Source organism: Chloroherpetonaceae bacterium (assembly GCA_033763895.1).
Classification (GTDB): Bacteria; Bacteroidota; Chlorobiia; order Chlorobiales; family Thermochlorobacteraceae; genus JANRJQ01.
In genome coordinates, this window is sequence record JANRJQ010000008.1 from 123,612 (window position 1) to 139,979 (window position 16,368).

Here is a 16,368-nt window from a genome sequence, read left to right on the forward strand (position 1 = left end):
TTATGAGTACTGAAAGTAAAATTCTAATTATCGATCAAGTTGGGCTTGATCGAAATATCTTCCGTTCAGGCCTATCGATTTATGCAGAGAAATTTCATTATCTCGCTCCAAACGAACTTTCAGATTTCCTTGCCCGCTCAAAACATACCGGTCAAAACGCCCGTGTTTTGCTTTTGGTTGATGCCCTAACCTTTCACCGTTCAAAACGAATTCTTCCGTTTCATCTTGAAAGACAGTTGGCAATTGTTGTTATTGCTTCAAGAGAAGAGTTGGATGGCGATGCCTTCATTTCAAAGCTTTTGGGAACCAATGAAGTGGTTGATGTACTTGAAATGCCGGTCAGTGCCAATGAAATCTCTCTTATGCTTCGGCGCACGGAAGTTTATTTTGAAGAAAAACATCAATTTGATGAATTGAGCCGGGAGTTTTCAGAGCAGCGCGATGAAATGAAAAAATTAAATGAAATCGGAATCGCGCTTTCGGTTGAGCAAGACATCACACGGCTTTTGGATATCATTCTGACCATTAGTATGGAACTGACGGGTGCCGATGGCGCAAGTCTTTATCTCGTTGAAGAGAAACAGGATACTCAGTTTGATAAAGCGAACTTTTTTTACAATAAACAGTTTCGATTCCGGCACGCCAAAAACTTCAGCCGCGAAGTTCCTTTTAAGGAAATGACAATGCCGATTACGCCCAACAGCATTGCCGGTTATGCCGCTTTATCTCATAATCCTATCAATTTACCCGATGTGTATTTCCTTTCCCCGGGGGTTCCATATTCGTTTGGTGGGCGAGGGTTTGATCAGGTTATCAACTATCGCACCAAATCAATGCTCGTTGTCCCAATGCTTAACCGAGAGCAAGAAACGATTGGGGTTATTCAACTCATGAACAAAAAATCGGTTGAAGGCGCAAAGCTTGGTGCACCCGATGAGGCCGATCACCTTTTCATTCCTTTTTCCAAGAAAGATGAAAACTTAATTTATTCCCTTGCCTCTCAAGCCGCCGTGGCGTATGAAAATCGGCAGTTATATGACAGCATTCAAACGCTTTTCGAAGGATTTATTAAAGCCTCAGTGACGGCCATCGAATCGCGAGACCCCACGACCTCCGGTCACTCCGAGCGGGTTGCCCTTTTTACTGTTGGGCTTGCGGAAACTCTGAATAAAATTGAAACCGGAACATTCAAAGACCTGAAGTTTTCTGCCAAGGAAATTCGGGAAATTAAATATGCCTCACTTTTGCATGACTTTGGCAAAATCGGCGTTCGCGAAAATGTCTTGATAAAATCAAAGAAACTTTACGAAACCGAAATCATTCAAATCAAAAATCGTTTTGAAATTCTTCGTCGCTCAATCGAAGGAAATATTACCAAAAAGAAACTCCAAATTCTCTTGGAAAAGGGGCGCGAAGAAGGCTACGCCGAACTTGCTGCATTGGATAAGCAATCGGCCGATGAACTGGCTCAGCTTGATAGTTACCTTGATTTTATTATCAAAACCAATGAACCCACAGTTCTAAAAAGTGAAGGCTTTGGGATGCTTCAACAAATTCGTCAAAAAGAATATTCGTTTGAAGATTTCAGCCACCCCTGCCTTACCGATGAGGAAGTTCGCCGTCTTTCGATTCCCAAAGGAAGTTTGGATGATAGTGAACGGAAAGAAATTGAATCGCATGTGGTTTATACTTACCGCTTTCTTAAACAAATTCCTTGGACTAACGATTTGCGAAATGTCCCTGAAATAGCCTACGGCCACCACGAAAAGCTCGATGGCACCGGTTACCCGCAGCGGCTTGCAGGACAAAGCATTTTAATTCAATCGCAAATGATGTCTATTGCCGATATCTATGATGCACTCACCGCTCGCGACCGCCCGTATAAACCGGCAGTTCCTGTTGAACGCGCTCTCGATATTTTGCGAAAAGAATTTGTAGATCGTGGCCAAATTGATCGTGGGCTTTTTGACGTATTTGTAGATGCAAAAGTCTATGTAGTTCCGGAGTAAAACATTTTAGCCACCGAAGTTCTATGTCCTCTCAGTCAAACCCGAAGCGATTTCGAATCAATTCTTCTCGGCATCTTTCTTCCAACTTTCTCTCCATTCTCTGCCCAAGGCTTTGTATTGTCTGCGAAAGAATCTTGCCAACTGATGTCAACGCACTTTATAAAAATTACCTTTGTCAATATTGCTTTCAAGACCTTGATCGAATGGATTTGCCCGGTGAGTCACGAAAACGTGTATTCGATCGAGCGAAAAAGCATTTTGTGGGTTTGGTTCCGTTTGATGATGCCTTCGTAGGGTTTCAGTTTCATAAACAAGGCAAATTGCAACGCGTCATTCATGCATTTAAATATGAAGGTATTTCTGGCGTGGCAGAAGCGATGGGAGAAGTTTTAGCCGAGATGTTTATCAGGGAAAGGATGGAAGATGAGCAACCGGTTCCTTATGACTCGGTTGTGGCCCTACCGCTTCATCGATTAAGACAAATCGAACGCGGATATAACCAAGCAGAGTCAATTGCAGTCGGCGTCGCGCGTCGGTTTGGCTTAGAAGTAAACGAGCTCCTTTACCGAACCCGTTATACCGAAACGCAAACAGGCTTTGATGCTGCAGATCGGAAAAGAAATATGACTGACGTTTTTCGAATTCGCTCATCGCAATTGGCTCATAAGCGTGTCATTTTGGTGGACGATGTTCTAACAACCGGTTCGACGCTTGTATCTGCTGCGGAAACCCTCAAAAAAGGCGGCGTTGAAAAGGTGATGATAATGACTTTGGCTCTCGCGGCTGAATAATCGTTCAATTTCTTTTTCAATCGGTGCGATCAATTAAATTTGCAGCTCATTTTTAAGTATGTCAAAAGAGCTGAATTCATTTTCTGAGAAACGACAAGACTCGGTCATTGCTGAATGGGCGTTGCTTCAAGCCCCGCTGAATTATCAGTATTTGAAGCAGCATTTTATTCCACCACCGCATTTTGAAAAGGCCACGCTTGATGGTTACATCACAGATCCGAATTTCCTATCGCAAGCCGAGGCGGTTGCTTCATTAAAAAAATTTTTGACTGAATTCAGAGAACACGCCAAAAGAAAACGCCAAAGTGAAAAGTATTTTGGATGGCTGAGTCGCAAGCCGTCCCCCGCTTCGCTTCAAGGGCTATATCTGGATGGGATTTTTGGGGTCGGGAAAACCCATCTTTTGGCCTCGCTTTTTCATGCGGCAGAGGGTAAAAAGGCTTATCTCTCATTTACAGAATTGGTTTACTTGGTTGGGCTTCAAGGACTTGAGGCTCTCGTAGAAGAATTCGCTCAATATGATTTAATCTGTATTGATGAATTCGAATTAGACGACCCGGGAAATACCACAATGTCGCTCGGCTTTTTAGAGCGGGTTATTGCACGAGGAGGAATTTTTGCGGCAACTTCCAATACGCCTCCATATCGGCTGGGCGAGGGGCGATTCGACGCACGAAATTTTCAGCGAGAAATCAAAGAGATGGCTTCACGGTTTAAGGTAATTCCGATTGATGGACTGGATTTTCGGTTGCATAAATTTCGCAAACAAGGGGTGGATCAAATGGAATATCGTTCTAATCCCTTAGAACTCGGTTCACGCTGGAATTGCGAAGATATCGAGTCTTGCTTCAATTCCTTCAAACCCTTGAATTCTAAACACGCCATCATTTTAAGCTTAAGTGCGCTCTTAGACCATCTGCGCCGATTTCACCCGATGCACTGTATTCAATTGGCTGAAGCTCATGCTGGCATTTTCATTAAAGAAATGGACCAAATTTCACATCAATACGATGCGCTTCGTTTCGTTTATTTCATCGATAAATGCTACGATCACGAGGTTTCAATTTTCACATCAGGCAATTTGCCCTTGCCTTCTTTATTTCCGGAAGAGTTCTATCAATCCGCCTACGCAAAAAAATATTTGCGCTGTGTTTCACGCCTTTCCGAAATTTGCAATTCATTCTAAAGGATACTATCTCCTTAAATACCATATTTATTCCACATTTATTCGTTTTCGTAGGGCTTCTTCTGCCTCTCACCTCTCGCCAAAAGAAACCTTCAATCGGCAATTTGCGTAAAGCGGTTTGCAAAATGAATCACCGTTGGCGGAGGATTAATACCTTTAAATGCTTCGTCAATTTTTTTTCTTTTTGTACTTTTTATTCCAATTTGATATCAGTTTGAATTCACAAATTTCTTACGATGAAATACTTCACAAAAGCGCATTCATATTTACTTTCTCTGAATCTTTTTTTCATTTTCTTTTTATTGGGTTGTGACTCCGGCTCTACACCCGATAGCACTCAACGCATGCAAGATTCCGGGTCGCTTTATGCCCAAGTTCCCAATCAAAATGCATTGAATAGTTCCACTCAGCCTGCCAAGCCTGAAAGCAATGGCGATGCACAAATGAATATTCTTACTTCGCGAAAGAATGCAATCACAACAGCAGTTGCTTATGCAAGCCCTGCTGTCGTTGGGATTAATGTGACCGAAGTTCGCGAATATGTCGTTCGTGATCCGTTCAGTTTATTTTTTAATGATCCGTTTTTCAGCCCTTATATGAACCGACCCAATCGAAAGTTCAAGCAGGAAGTGAAGAGTTTAGGATCGGGCTTTTTTATTACGAAAGACGGCTATATCGTCACAAATTCGCATGTGGTCAATAATGCTTCAAAAGTCGTTGTAACCACAACGGAAGGCAAGCAACTACAGGCCACAATTGTCGGGATTGATGAAATCACCGATTTGGCGCTTCTTAAAGTAGATGGCGAGCATCCCTTTCTTACCTTTGCCAATTCTGATGAGGTGATGGTTGGTGAATGGGCGATTGCTATTGGAAATCCATTTGGGCTTTTTGATATTAATGATAAACCAACGGTAACCGTCGGCGTGGTTTCCTCTATTGGATTAAACTTTCCTGATGTTGATAACCGTTCTTATCGTGGGATGATTCAGACCGATGCAGCAATTAACAGCGGGAATTCCGGCGGGCCGCTGATCAATGCAAATGGAGAGGTTATTGGTGTAAATACCTTTATTTATACCGGCGGTGGCTCAGGCAGTATTGGAATCGGATTTTCAATTCCGGCCAAGCGTGTACAACAAATCATTGGCGAACTTCGAGCGAAGGGAAAAATTGAGCGTTCATTCCGAACGGGAATTAGTGTTCAAATGATTGATGCCGGTCTCGCAAAACTGTTTGATCTTGAATCCAACTCGGCCGTTGTTGTTTCTAATGTAGAAAAGAAATCTCCCGGAGAGAAAGCGGGCGTTAAAGCCGGCGATGTGATACTTGAAGCCAACGGTGTTAAAATCAAAAGCGAACAAGATGTTATTGCTGCCATTCGTGAGATGCGAGCAGGAGAAATCCTAAAATTGAAGATTTTACGCGAAAAGAAAATTTTAGATGTTTCGGTTCAACTTGAAAAGTAAGTGCTATGCCAAAAGTTGTGCGTAAAAAAAGTGCAAGTAAAAGCAAAACGACCCGTGCAGAGTTTGATAAAAAACTCCAAAAGAAAATCATGCGCGAGGCGTTTATTGCTCAGGGCGGTTATGATGGGAGATACAAAACCAAAGTAGTAACCGATAAGCGCAAATCAACATCACGCACTCTTGTGAAGGCAACAATCAAAAAAATATTACCCGAAGCGTGAGCGAAGCCGCAACAACTAATCACAACTGGGGAATTCGTGCAAAGAGTTATCATCTCCGAACGCGAATTCCCCCTTTTTCTTGGGTGTACGAAGCCGAAAAAAACGCACTTCAAAATCTTTTACTTCCCTTTAAGAATTTTCATTTTCAACGCGCTTTAGATCTTGGAACCGGAAGAGGTGATTCCCTTCCAATTCTTCTTTCACTTTCTCAAACAATTTCTGCCATTGATCTCTCGGATGAAATGCTTCGTTATGCAAAAGAAACCTACCAAGCTGATCAACCCGAACGAATCTCATTTCATCATGCCGATGCAGCTTCCATTCCATTTGATGATTCTTACTTTGACTTAGTATTTTCAATCGGCTTAGCTGAGTATTTTCAGAATCCAAAAATATTACTGAATGAAATTAGACGAGTTTCTAAGCCACAAGCCGTTGTGATACTTACACTTTCACCCGAAAATTTCGGGAATCGCTTACGAAAACTTTGGGGCACGCCAATTTATTTTCACTCTCATGTCAACTTTTCTGAATTCGCGATGACGCTCGGATTTAATATTTTAGACAGTTCGAAACTCTATTCTCAACACATATTTGCGCTGCAACTTGAAAAGAAATAGCCCGCGCAAAATCCCTTTGCTAAAACAGGGTTTTCAATATCAAATTTGGAACCACGCAGCCCTTTTTTGTTTACTTTTCCTTCTTCTTCCCATTACTTGCTTTTTTCTTTTGGCTCAAGTGCCCCTCCAGCCTCAACTGACTTTCGATGAAAAGAAAGCAGAGCCTTTGAGGGTAGTGCCTAATCATTTGGTTTCCCTATCGTTTCATCAGCCGATTGTTTCGGAAAATCGAAAAAATGTATTTCCCTCGCTTTTTGGAATTGAATATGGCTTTGGCGATAAATATGGGTTATGGATGATTTCTGCCCACATTGACTTGAATTCTGAATCGGCCAGTGTGATTGACTCAGGCTATATAAAGCTTCTTCAAGCAGGAATCGCGGGGCGATATTACTTGATGAATGAAGCCACGGGTTTATTTACATTTTTTGACCTTACGCTCGGTGATATGGATTGGAAAGCGCCTTCGCCAAATCCACTTCTTCCACAAATTGAGAACTCTCTTCTCTTAATGCCAAGTCTTGGACTGGGGTATGGATTTCGATTGGTTACTGGAACTAATGCCGTGCGAGCCCTTCGCAATCACTTTATGCTGAATGTTATTGTGGGAATCGGTACTGTTTATTCAATTGGGTCTTCAAAGAACACCGTCGGGATTAAGGTTGAAGATGCCGTTTCCTTTGGCCCTTCTTCAAAACCATTTCTCGTGTATTTTCGACTTTCTGCAGGATTTAGTTTTACAGCATTTGATTAACTCATTCGCCATTCATGAAAATCTCATTCAAATTTTTTGCAATTTTTATCTTACTTGCATTTTCATTTTTTGCCCCACGGTTTGCTTTCTCTCAAAAAAATTCAGACTCTCCAAAGCTTACAAGCGTGACTCGCTATACCATTGGGGTATCATTTATTCAACCAATTATTTCTGGAGATCAAAGTTCACAATTGCCCGCACTCTTTGGTGCAGACTTTACCTATCAGCCTGACGATGCTTTATTTGCCTTTGGTTTCCACGCGGAAATTACCTCGACATCAACTTCGGAGCGTGATACCAATGCGGTCTCTCAAATTTTATGTGGTATTCATACCCGATACTTTTTGAATAATGAAGCGCAAGGAATTTATGCTTTCGGAGATCTCGGTATCGGTCGGGTATCGTGGAATTCAGGGAGCTTTAATTCGATTGTTCAAACAAACACTTGGGCGTTTATGCCTCTTGGTGGTTTAGGGTATGCGTTACGACTTATCGGCGGAGCTTTACCAAACCGCGCCAGTTCACCACATTTAATTTTGACAGCACAGTTTGGCGTGGGATACGTGATTCCATTTTCAAATGGAGAAAGCTCGACGGGAATTCCAATGACGCGCTTTGTTGCTTTTGGGCCGTCGGATTCTCCGGTCATTTTCAATTTCAAGATTACTGCCGGATATTCATTTTGATAGCCTATGAAATTGAAACGATTCACGGGTTAGCCGATTATCCCTCTTGCTCTTCTTTAATCGCATACTTTTCAAGCAAGCCATCAATGTGCTTTAGAATTTTCTTTGGAATTCTGAATGCGATGACCACGGTTTCGCCTTCGTAGGATTTAGAAAGGATTTCTCCAGTATCGTGCAAGTAACTGATAAATTTGTAATTCGAAATATGAATTCTTGCTGTTCGGGTTTTGAATTCTGTTTCCATTACTTCAGCGATTCGATCTTTCAACCCACTGAGATTTATTCCTCGCTCCCCTGAAACGAAAACACTATTTGGATATCTGCTGCGAATGGTTGAGAAGTCAAAATCCGGCGGGAGCAAATCAAGTTTATTAAAGACATGAATAACCGTTTTATGGTCTGCCCCGATATCGGCTAAAGTGTGATCGACAATTTCCATTTGCTCGGTATAATTCGTGTGCGAGGTATCAACGATATGAAGAAGAATATCAGCATTTCTCACTTCACTTAGGGTTGATTTAAAGCTTTCAACCAAGCCGTGGGGAAGCTTACGGATAAAGCCTACGGTATCTGAAATCAACGCGTGTTTATTGGGTTTCAGTACAAGCCTTCGTGTGGTGGTATCAAGCGTTGCAAAGAGTTTATCCTCTGCATGAACATTGGCTTTAGGGCAAATCATATTCATGAGAGTAGATTTACCGGCATTGGTATATCCCACAAGGGCAATACGAATCATGTTTTCGCGCCATTCTGTGCGGGTTTCGTGCTGACGATCGATTTCGGCCAGTTTGCGCTTGAGGGTTGAAATTCGTTGCCAAACCAAGCGACGGTCTGTTTCAATTTGGGTTTCTCCCGGTCCCTTTGTTCCGATACCTCCTTTTTGTTTTGAAAGGTGAGTCCACTGCCCGGTGAGACGGGGAAGAAAATATTCAAGTTGTGCTAATTCTACTTGCAATTTTGCTTGTGCCGATTTAGCATGAATCGCAAAGATTTGAAGGATGAGTGCCGTGCGATCAAGAATTTTGCACATGAGCATTTTCTCAAGATTTCGGATTTGAACGGGCGAAAGGTCTTCATCAAATATGACCAAGTCCACATCTTCGCTCTTAACATAATCGGCTAATTCATGAACTTTCCCTTTCCCGATATAAAAAACGGGATCAAGTGCCGCTCTTTCTTGAATCAACTTTTGGAGCACGACAGCACCGGCTGTTGAAGCCAGTTGCTCTAATTCATTGAGGTAATCAGTAACTTGCCACTTGAGGACTTCAGGGGGACGACTTACGCCGACAAGGACGGCTTTTTCTCTAAAATTTGTAACCAACGAATGATTGAAAAAATTAAAACAAATGAAACTGGTTAAAGAAATTTCTTCGGAATTTCTTTCAAGGGAAACCTTCACATTCAAAATATGGTTTATAAGTTGAACATTTGAAGTTTTTCATCCATAAGTTCAATTTATTTTTGTTAATCTGAATTTACAAATCGACTAATACGGTTTTTTTTAAGAATTTTTCCCTCATTCTTTTCCGCTGCATAGAATCGCTTTCCTGTATTTTAAGTAAATTTATAACTGGTTTGGGTTTGATTTTGCTGACTACAAATATGAAATACCCGTTGACACTGCCGCAATGATAAAACACTACGGATTTTTATGTCTTCAAATACATTAAATACACTTCATAATTCGCGTCAAACACTTGACTCGGAGAAGCCGACTTCATTTTTAGATGGAAGTGTTCAAGAATCAGAAAGTTTTGGTGCAATTCGCTCTACTCCGGTCGGTGTCAGTGAGAAGTCATTGTCACAAGCGGAATTGAATGAAGCATATCGCTATTGCCGTGATGTTTCAGCAAAGCATGCAAAGACATTTTATTTTGCGACTCACTTCTTGCCACAAAGTAAACGAACTTCTGTCTTCGCTGTTTATGCACTTTGCCGATATGTCGATGATCTTATCGACCGTTCGGAAGACAAACTCACTCTCAAACAACTCACTAAAGAAAAGATTATCGCGCTTATTGATCAGTGGAAAGCGGATCTTCAATCCTGTTATAAAGGTGAAGTTATACGCAACCCGATTATGCTTGCTTGGCATGATACATTGAAGACCTACCACATTCCAATAAATCTTCCGCTTGAACTTATTGAAGGCGTTTGTATGGATTTAAGCTTTAAGGGATATGACACCTTTGAGGAACTTTACATTTATTGTTATAAAGTTGCTTCCGTAGTTGGATTAATGACCTCCGAGATATTTGGGTATCGCGATAAAGCGGCGCTTGAACATGCGATAGAACTTGGAATCGCAATGCAACTGACCAACATTTTAAGAGATGTTGGTGAAGATGCAGAGAAAGGCCGAATCTACATACCTAAAGAAGATTTGAGGCGTTTTGGATATACAGAGTCGGAGTTGATGAGAGGGGTTATCAATGATCAATTTATAGCTCTCATGAAATTTGAAATTGAACGGGCACGGCAATTTTATCAAATGGCAGATAAAGGAATCCATTTACTTTCAAAAGACAGCCAAACGGCCGTCGCTTTGAGTAGAATTAATTATGGGAAAATTCTCAATACCATTGAGCGAAACCATTACGATGTTTTTAACAAACGGGCTTATGTTTCATTTCTTGGAAAGTTGATGCCAATCCCCGGTTTGTGGTTCAAGTCAAAATTTTAATTGTCGTCTTTCGCAGTAAAGACATTATTTTTTAGGATGATCAATATATTGATGGGCTTGATTTCGCCCTTCCTTGGTAATGCAACCAAAACGGGAAGCGGAAATGAATCGGGCGAAAAGGAGCGAATAATGGAAGTTATCGGAGTCTCTCGGGGACAAGTGCTTTTAGAAGCCGGTTTCGATGAAGTGTTTTCTTATTTCAGTGACCAAAAGAAAATTCTCAGTTACAACCCGCTTTGCAAATCGGTTGAAACCACAGAATATCAAGATATTTATCGATGGAATTTCGAAGTTACAGACCCTCAATCTCATCCCATCCGATTAATTTTTTTTGTTGAACAAGAAGAAGTGAAGTCGCACTCTGCCAAGTCGGTCGATAAAGCTTCGCAAACAGACAATTCACCAACCGATGATATTATTTCAGGTGATATTTTTTGGAAAAATGTTCCTGTAGAAGTTGAAGGTGCGATGCCCGATGATAGAACCTTTATTGGAAAAGCTTTTGGGGAAATGCACCTAAAGAAATCGGAAGACGAGAAAACAATGGTTGATGTTCAGATGAAAGTTCAAATAAATTTTGCAGTACCGTTCTTACTCAAAATTTTCCCTGAGCCAATTCTCAAAATCATGTCAGAATCGGCGATGAGTTTTGCGATGCAAAATGTTTCCAATAAAATGCTTGAAAACATCAGTAAGGATTTTCGCTATTCAGTTGTTACCCAGCAAAGTTCTGGGAAGATTACAGAGTTTGAACGAGATCTAAACTAAATGATTGCATTATTAATAAATTTGCTTTTAGGATAGATATTTTCAAAGCAGCGAAGAATTTCTTAAATAAAAAAAACCGCAACGGGTCTGCGGTTTTTTTTATTTACCTATCAATAAAGACTCTTAATTGGGAGTTATTGCTGAACAGTCAGCGAATCTGTTGGGGAAGTTGCTTTCAGGCTATCCGCTTCAGCTTTACCTCGTTCGTAGGCGCGTTGTTCGCGGTCTCTGCGCATTGAATAGCGGAGTCGATTCGGGTTTACTTTTGCGTCACCTTGAGTGACAAAAGTCCCAAAAACCCCGTCGTTGTAATAAAGCCAAATATTGAATCCCGGTACCATTTCATCCACGAGAGCCACTTTATCAATGAGCTTTTCAGCTTCTTTGCCGGAAATGTTGTGCGCATTTTTCAAATATTCTAAGCAAATGCTTCGGTGAGAGTCACCTCTCTTTACTAAGTAGGGAGTTGGCAATTTGTCTTTAATCTTTTGAATTTCTTCTTGCAGTCCTACAACTTCCTTTCGCGTATCAATTAATTTTTGAAGTACTCCTTTAAAGGAGGCATCTTGTTCAGAGCGGATGAGTTCGAGGATTACGGATTGTTGTTCATCGGAAAGACCAAGCGTGCTATCAAATGTAATTTGCTTTTCGGGATGGCGTCGGTTGACTTCACGAATCATTTTTGAGACTTCTTGCGAACGCTCGAAAATGTCGCGCTGCTTGTCGTTGATTTGATCGACTGACCGCATAAAGTCTTCATAGTTGGGTTCACGGTTGCAAGATGACATCGAAATACCACTAATAGCGATGATCAATAAAGAAAAAGTCAACCGAAATGACGCCTCAAGTTTTTTCTTATTCATGTCTTGTTTAATTTGATAAAAAATTTTAAGAATTTTTTGATGATATTTTTTTGACTTCATCAATTGAAATATTCAACGCGCCTGAAATTTGTTCGGGAGTTAATCCTAGCCTTAAAAGATTTGGAACAGCATCTCTTTTGACTTGTTGCATGCCTTGTTGCATGCCCGCCTTCAATCCATCCGCTTCAGCTTTCTTGCGAATTCGTTCAACAATTTGCCGACCGGCGACGGTATTCTCCAGAATATCTTGATCAATTTCTTCTAAATAGTCCATTATTTCCTCCACCGTTTTGTCTTTGAGTTTATTAACAATAATTCGGATTGCAATATCAAGAAATTTAGGTTCTTGTTTCGAAACATTTCTAGCGATTTCCGCAGCCTTACCTTCTGATTGAATCATCATTTGGAAAAAGTCTTTCGGATTAAAGTTTTTTACTTCGTCCTCTTCACTAAAAATATCTTCTAAATAAATCCTTTCAAAATGTGTTGTTTCTAACAACACTTTATATGCTTCAAATTCTTTTTGCTCAACATTTTTCTTCGGGTAAATCACAATTCCCTTCCACTTCTGAAATGGATTTTGCCTAAGAAAGAGAAAAATTTCTGCAAAAAATCTCGCATAAAATTTTTCATCCTTATGAAATTGAGCCTCAACAAAATAGATTGGGTCGTCCTTTAATTTTGGTTCAAAAACTGCATCGATTCGCAAAGCGGTTTCTTTAATTTCAACAGATTTAAATGCGTATTTCGTTGCGACTTCAGGCGATTGACCAATCAAATCAAAAAAACTTTCAGGGGCTTCTTGAAACAAAAAATAAATGAGCTTATCCGTTTTCATCGCAATCTCTTGGAGCGTTAATCCAGAATTTTTTTGATGATATCCTCCGGCGTTTCTCGAATGAGCAATAAAATGGCATGATGAGGAACGATAATATACTTCTCCGAATTGTACTCGATTTCCGTCGATTGACCCTGAAGATAAATGGCCAAATCGCCAACTTGCGCTTGAAGTGGAATGTACTGTGGCTTTTTGGACGGCTCTTTCCAAGGTTCATCTGCCTCTACGGGTGGAGCTACGGCATAGCCGGGACCGGTTTTAATGACATACCCACTGAATACTTTTTCTTTTTCTTGAACTCCCGGAGGCAGGAACAAGCCTGAACGAGTTTGAGAATCCGGCGCTTTTGGTCGCAATAGAACCCGATCACCGACGATAATAAAGCGGCTAATGTCACTGGTTTCTTTTATCATTTCAATAGGTTTCATTCATTTTCAGAGTTTCATTTGACAAAACCACTACGGCGTATTTCGGTAAATCATTCTTGGATACGGCGATGTTTCTCGAATATGTTCCAATCCGCACATCCAAGCAACCGTGCGCTCAAGCCCAAGCCCGAAACCTGCGTGAGGCACACTGCCATATTTGCGAAGATCGAGATACCAACTAAAAACATCCTCCGGAAGTTTCTCGTGGCGAATCCGCTCAAGCAGCAATTCATAACTGTCTTCACGCTGAGAGCCTCCAATTATTTCTCCAAATCCCTCGGGCGCAAGCATATCCATTGCCAACACAACTTTGGGATTTTCGGAATCACGTTTCATATAAAAAGCTTTTACATCGGTGGGATATCGGTGTATGATACAAGGCTTATCAAACTGCTTCATAATGGCTTCTTCTTGCGGTGCGCCAAAATCTTCACCCCAAGGGAAATCGTGTTGGCTTTCGGTACCGTCTTCATTTTTCTTAATGAGCTTAACTTGATTCTTGTTGAGCCATTCAACCGCCTCAGTATAGCTTAAGCGATGAAATGGCCGTTTAATTTTCTCAAGCTTGGAAATATCGCGCTCCAAAATTTGAAGTTCTTCGCGGCGATTTTCTAAGACGCGCGCGGCGATATACTCCACAAATTCTTCCGCCAAATTCATATTCATTTCAAGGTCGTAATACGCCATTTCAGGTTCAACCATCCAGAATTCGGTAAGGTGACGGCGGGTTTTTGATTTTTCTGCGCGGAATGTGGGACCAAAAACAAGTGCCTTTCCAAACGCCATCGCAGAGGACTCACCATACAATTGACCCGATTGCGTGAGGTATGCCTTCCCTAAATCAAAGTAATCCATTTCAAAAAGCGTGGTGGTGCCTTCCGCTGCGTTCGGAGTAATGATTGGAGAATCAATAAGCGTAAAATCGCGCTGATTGAAAAAGTCGCGAATGGCATTGATGATTTCGTGGCGAACCCGCATAATTGCCCACTGCCGTTTTGAGCGAAGCCATAAGTGCCGACGATCAGCCAAAAATTCAACACCGTGTTCTTTCGGGGTAATGGGGTATTCGTGAGCGAGTTGCACAATTTCAACTCCCGATACTTGCACCTCATAAACATTCTCCAATTTTGGATGCTTTGAAACCTCCCCTGTAACAATCACAGAACTCTCCTGCGTCAATTTTTCAAAATTGCTCCACACCTCTTCTGTAACCGCTTTCTTCGACACAACCCCTTGCACTAACCCGCTACCATCACGAAACTCCGGAAACATAAGCTTTCCGGATGAGCGAATGTTATAGAGCCACCCTTTGATGGTCACCACTTTACCGACATAATCTTTAAGATGAGAGATATACACTTGCTCTGTCATTGACGTATTCCTATATGCTTAGGTTTTATTGATCTTTATTTAATTGTACTTTTTTAAAAACCTTTAAGTGGTTTTATCGCCCTTTTTCAACACTTTTTTTTCTGAAAAAAGGTTGCAAAGTTATAATTTTTTTTCTGCTTTTCTTTGATATTACAACTCCGAAATTGTTTGTAAAATATTTTCAAACAAATCGAATGAACTTCTTTTTAAGAGCGGTTTTCCTTCACTTTATTTAGATTTCATTCCGTTCCTATAACTGACTTTGATTTTGCACTTTATGAAACGCAAACCGTTTATCCGCATCGCTTCAGGCCAAGGCTTTTGGGGTGATCTTCAACGCGCACCACTTGACCAAATTCGACTCGCCTCTTCTGAAAGCCCGGTTCACTACTTGATGCTTGATTACCTTGCCGAGGTTACGATGAGCATTATGCAAAAGCAGCGACAAAAAGACCCATCGCTTGGTTACGCTCGCGATTTCCCCATCGTGATTGGGGAACTTCTCCCAATGCTTCGTGAAAAAGGGATCAAAGTTATTTCAAATGCCGGCGGCGTAAATCCGCTTGCTTGCCGCGATCAAATCTTTTCAATTGCAAAAAAGCACGGTATCAAAGGGTTAAAAATTGGTGTGGTGTATGGCGATGATATCGCCGCTTCAATAAGTGATTTAATTCAAAACGGAGAAACCTTTAATAATATGGATAACGGGGAAGCGCTTGAACCTTATCTCAGTAAAGTTCAAAGCGCGAATGTGTATTTCGGTGCAGCACCAATTGCAAAGTGCCTTGAAGCGGGAGCCGATATTGTTGTTACAGGCCGCTGCACAGATACCGGACTAACACTCGCACCAATGATGTATGAATTTGGTTGGAAATCAGATGATTGGAATTTGCTTGCTGCCGGAACGGTTGCAGGCCATTTGCTCGAATGCGGTGGCCAAGCAAGCGGTGGAAATTTTTTAGGTGATTGGGAATCAGTGCCAAACCTTGAAAACATTGGCTTTCCCATTGCTGAAATGTATCCAAATGGCGAGTTTTTTGTAACGAAGCATCCGGGCACCGGAGGGCTTGTATCGAGTGCAGTATTAAAAGAGCAACTTTTGTATGAAATCGGAAACCCAACCGAATACATTACACCTGATGTGGTGGCTGATTTTACTAGTATTCATTTACAAGATGTTGCTGAAAATCGGGTTAGGGTTTATGGCATATCCGGTAAACCGGCAACTCCGTTTTATAAAGTTTCGATTGCGTTTTCAAATGGGTGGTACACATTTGGGTCGCTCACTTACGCTTTCCCTGAGCCATTGAAAAAAGCAAAGCGAGCGGATGAAATCCTTCGTGCAAGGCTGAAAAATTTAGGGCTTGAGTTTGAAGAAATTCGAACAGAATATATTGGGGCATCGGCTTGTCATCATCATTTGGAAGATATTCAAGCGGTGAACGAAGTGCAGATGCGTATTGGCGTTTATGATCGTGATAAATCCAAAATTGAAAGGTTTGGATATGAAATCGCGCCCCTCATTCTTACGGGTCCACCTTCTGTTACCGGTTTTGCAGGCGGAAGACCAAAACCCTCTGAAGTTGTTGCATATTGGGGAGCACTCATGAAAAAAGATAAAATTGAACCCAAAACAGATGTACAAGAAATTTAATCGAATTGAAGTAATTGAATGATG

At 41.3% G+C, this 16,368-nt stretch carries 16 protein-coding genes; 11 read left to right on the plus strand and 5 right to left on the minus strand.

Going from position 1 to position 16,368, the window contains the following annotated elements:
• The first annotated feature begins 2 nt into the window (after nt 1-2).
• The 8 genes from SFU91_07790 to SFU91_07825 all read left to right on the plus strand — a co-directional run bounded on the left by SFU91_07790 (nt 3) and on the right by SFU91_07825 (nt 7,736).
• A complete protein-coding gene (locus SFU91_07790; protein ID MDX2128920.1) occupies nt 3-2,009 on the plus strand; it encodes an HD domain-containing phosphohydrolase in 2,007 nt (668 codons plus the stop codon).
• Nucleotides 2,010-2,032: 23 nt separating this feature from the next.
• Entirely contained in the window at nt 2,033-2,800 is a 768-nt protein-coding gene (locus SFU91_07795) for a phosphoribosyltransferase family protein (protein MDX2128921.1), read from the plus strand.
• A gap of 58 nt (nt 2,801-2,858) precedes the next feature.
• On the plus strand, nt 2,859-3,986 hold the full coding sequence (gene zapE, locus SFU91_07800) for a cell division protein ZapE (GenBank protein MDX2128922.1): 1,128 nt from the start codon (nt 2,859-2,861) through the stop codon (nt 3,984-3,986).
• Between the two features lie 236 nt (nt 3,987-4,222).
• Entirely contained in the window at nt 4,223-5,455 is a 1,233-nt protein-coding gene (locus SFU91_07805) for a trypsin-like peptidase domain-containing protein (protein ID MDX2128923.1), read from the plus strand.
• A 5-nt stretch (nt 5,456-5,460) separates the two neighbouring features.
• Nucleotides 5,461-5,676, plus strand: a complete 216-nt coding sequence (locus tag SFU91_07810) for a hypothetical protein (GenBank protein ID MDX2128924.1) — start codon at nt 5,461-5,463, stop codon at nt 5,674-5,676.
• Nucleotides 5,673-6,296 carry a class I SAM-dependent methyltransferase gene (locus SFU91_07815; GenBank protein ID MDX2128925.1) on the plus strand — a complete coding sequence of 208 codons (624 nt, stop codon included), beginning with the start codon at nt 5,673-5,675 and terminating at the stop codon, nt 6,294-6,296. Before SFU91_07810 ends, SFU91_07815 begins: the two co-directional genes overlap by 4 nt.
• Nucleotides 6,297-6,405: 109 nt before the next feature.
• Nucleotides 6,406-7,050 carry a hypothetical protein gene (locus SFU91_07820; protein MDX2128926.1) on the plus strand — a complete coding sequence of 215 codons (645 nt, stop codon included), beginning with the start codon at nt 6,406-6,408 and terminating at the stop codon, nt 7,048-7,050.
• 14 nt (nt 7,051-7,064) lie between these two features.
• The gene (locus SFU91_07825; GenBank protein ID MDX2128927.1) at nt 7,065-7,736 is read left to right on the plus strand and encodes a hypothetical protein; all 672 of its coding nucleotides are present in this window, start codon (nt 7,065-7,067) and stop codon (nt 7,734-7,736) included.
• Nucleotides 7,737-7,773: 37 nt separating this feature from the next.
• Here SFU91_07825 and hflX read toward each other — a convergent pair whose 3' ends face one another.
• The gene (hflX, locus tag SFU91_07830) at nt 7,774-9,060 is read right to left on the minus strand and encodes a GTPase HflX (GenBank protein ID MDX2128928.1); all 1,287 of its coding nucleotides are present in this window, start codon (nt 9,058-9,060) and stop codon (nt 7,774-7,776) included.
• Nucleotides 9,061-9,390: 330 nt separating this feature from the next.
• Between hflX and SFU91_07835 the strand changes: the two genes are divergently transcribed.
• Together SFU91_07835 and SFU91_07840 are read left to right on the plus strand one after the other, a co-directional pair.
• A complete protein-coding gene (locus SFU91_07835; GenBank protein ID MDX2128929.1) occupies nt 9,391-10,422 on the plus strand; it encodes a phytoene/squalene synthase family protein in 1,032 nt (343 codons plus the stop codon).
• Nucleotides 10,423-10,458: 36 nt separating this feature from the next.
• Nucleotides 10,459-11,190 (plus strand): DUF1997 domain-containing protein, encoded by a 732-nt coding sequence (locus SFU91_07840; protein ID MDX2128930.1) that lies wholly within the window; start codon nt 10,459-10,461, stop codon nt 11,188-11,190.
• A 134-nt stretch (nt 11,191-11,324) separates the two neighbouring features.
• Here the strand turns inward: SFU91_07840 and SFU91_07845 are convergent, their stop codons facing one another.
• Genes SFU91_07845 through asnS form a run of 4 tightly spaced genes read right to left on the minus strand, consistent with a single transcriptional unit; the run spans nt 11,325 to nt 14,690 of the window.
• The gene (locus SFU91_07845; protein ID MDX2128931.1) at nt 11,325-12,053 is read right to left on the minus strand and encodes a hypothetical protein; all 729 of its coding nucleotides are present in this window, start codon (nt 12,051-12,053) and stop codon (nt 11,325-11,327) included.
• A 25-nt stretch (nt 12,054-12,078) separates the two neighbouring features.
• On the minus strand, nt 12,079-12,891 hold the full coding sequence (locus SFU91_07850) for an Rpn family recombination-promoting nuclease/putative transposase (protein ID MDX2128932.1): 813 nt from the start codon (nt 12,889-12,891) through the stop codon (nt 12,079-12,081).
• 17 nt (nt 12,892-12,908) lie between these two features.
• Complete coding sequence (locus tag SFU91_07855) at nt 12,909-13,319, minus strand: co-chaperone GroES family protein (GenBank protein MDX2128933.1); 411 nt, start codon at nt 13,317-13,319, stop codon at nt 12,909-12,911.
• 30 nt (nt 13,320-13,349) lie between these two features.
• Nucleotides 13,350-14,690 carry an asparagine--tRNA ligase gene (asnS, locus tag SFU91_07860; protein MDX2128934.1) on the minus strand — a complete coding sequence of 447 codons (1,341 nt, stop codon included), beginning with the start codon at nt 14,688-14,690 and terminating at the stop codon, nt 13,350-13,352.
• Between the two features lie 277 nt (nt 14,691-14,967).
• Between asnS and SFU91_07865 the strand changes: the two genes are divergently transcribed.
• Complete coding sequence (locus SFU91_07865; GenBank protein MDX2128935.1) at nt 14,968-16,344, plus strand: acyclic terpene utilization AtuA family protein; 1,377 nt, start codon at nt 14,968-14,970, stop codon at nt 16,342-16,344.
• Nucleotides 16,345-16,368 lie beyond the last annotated feature (24 nt).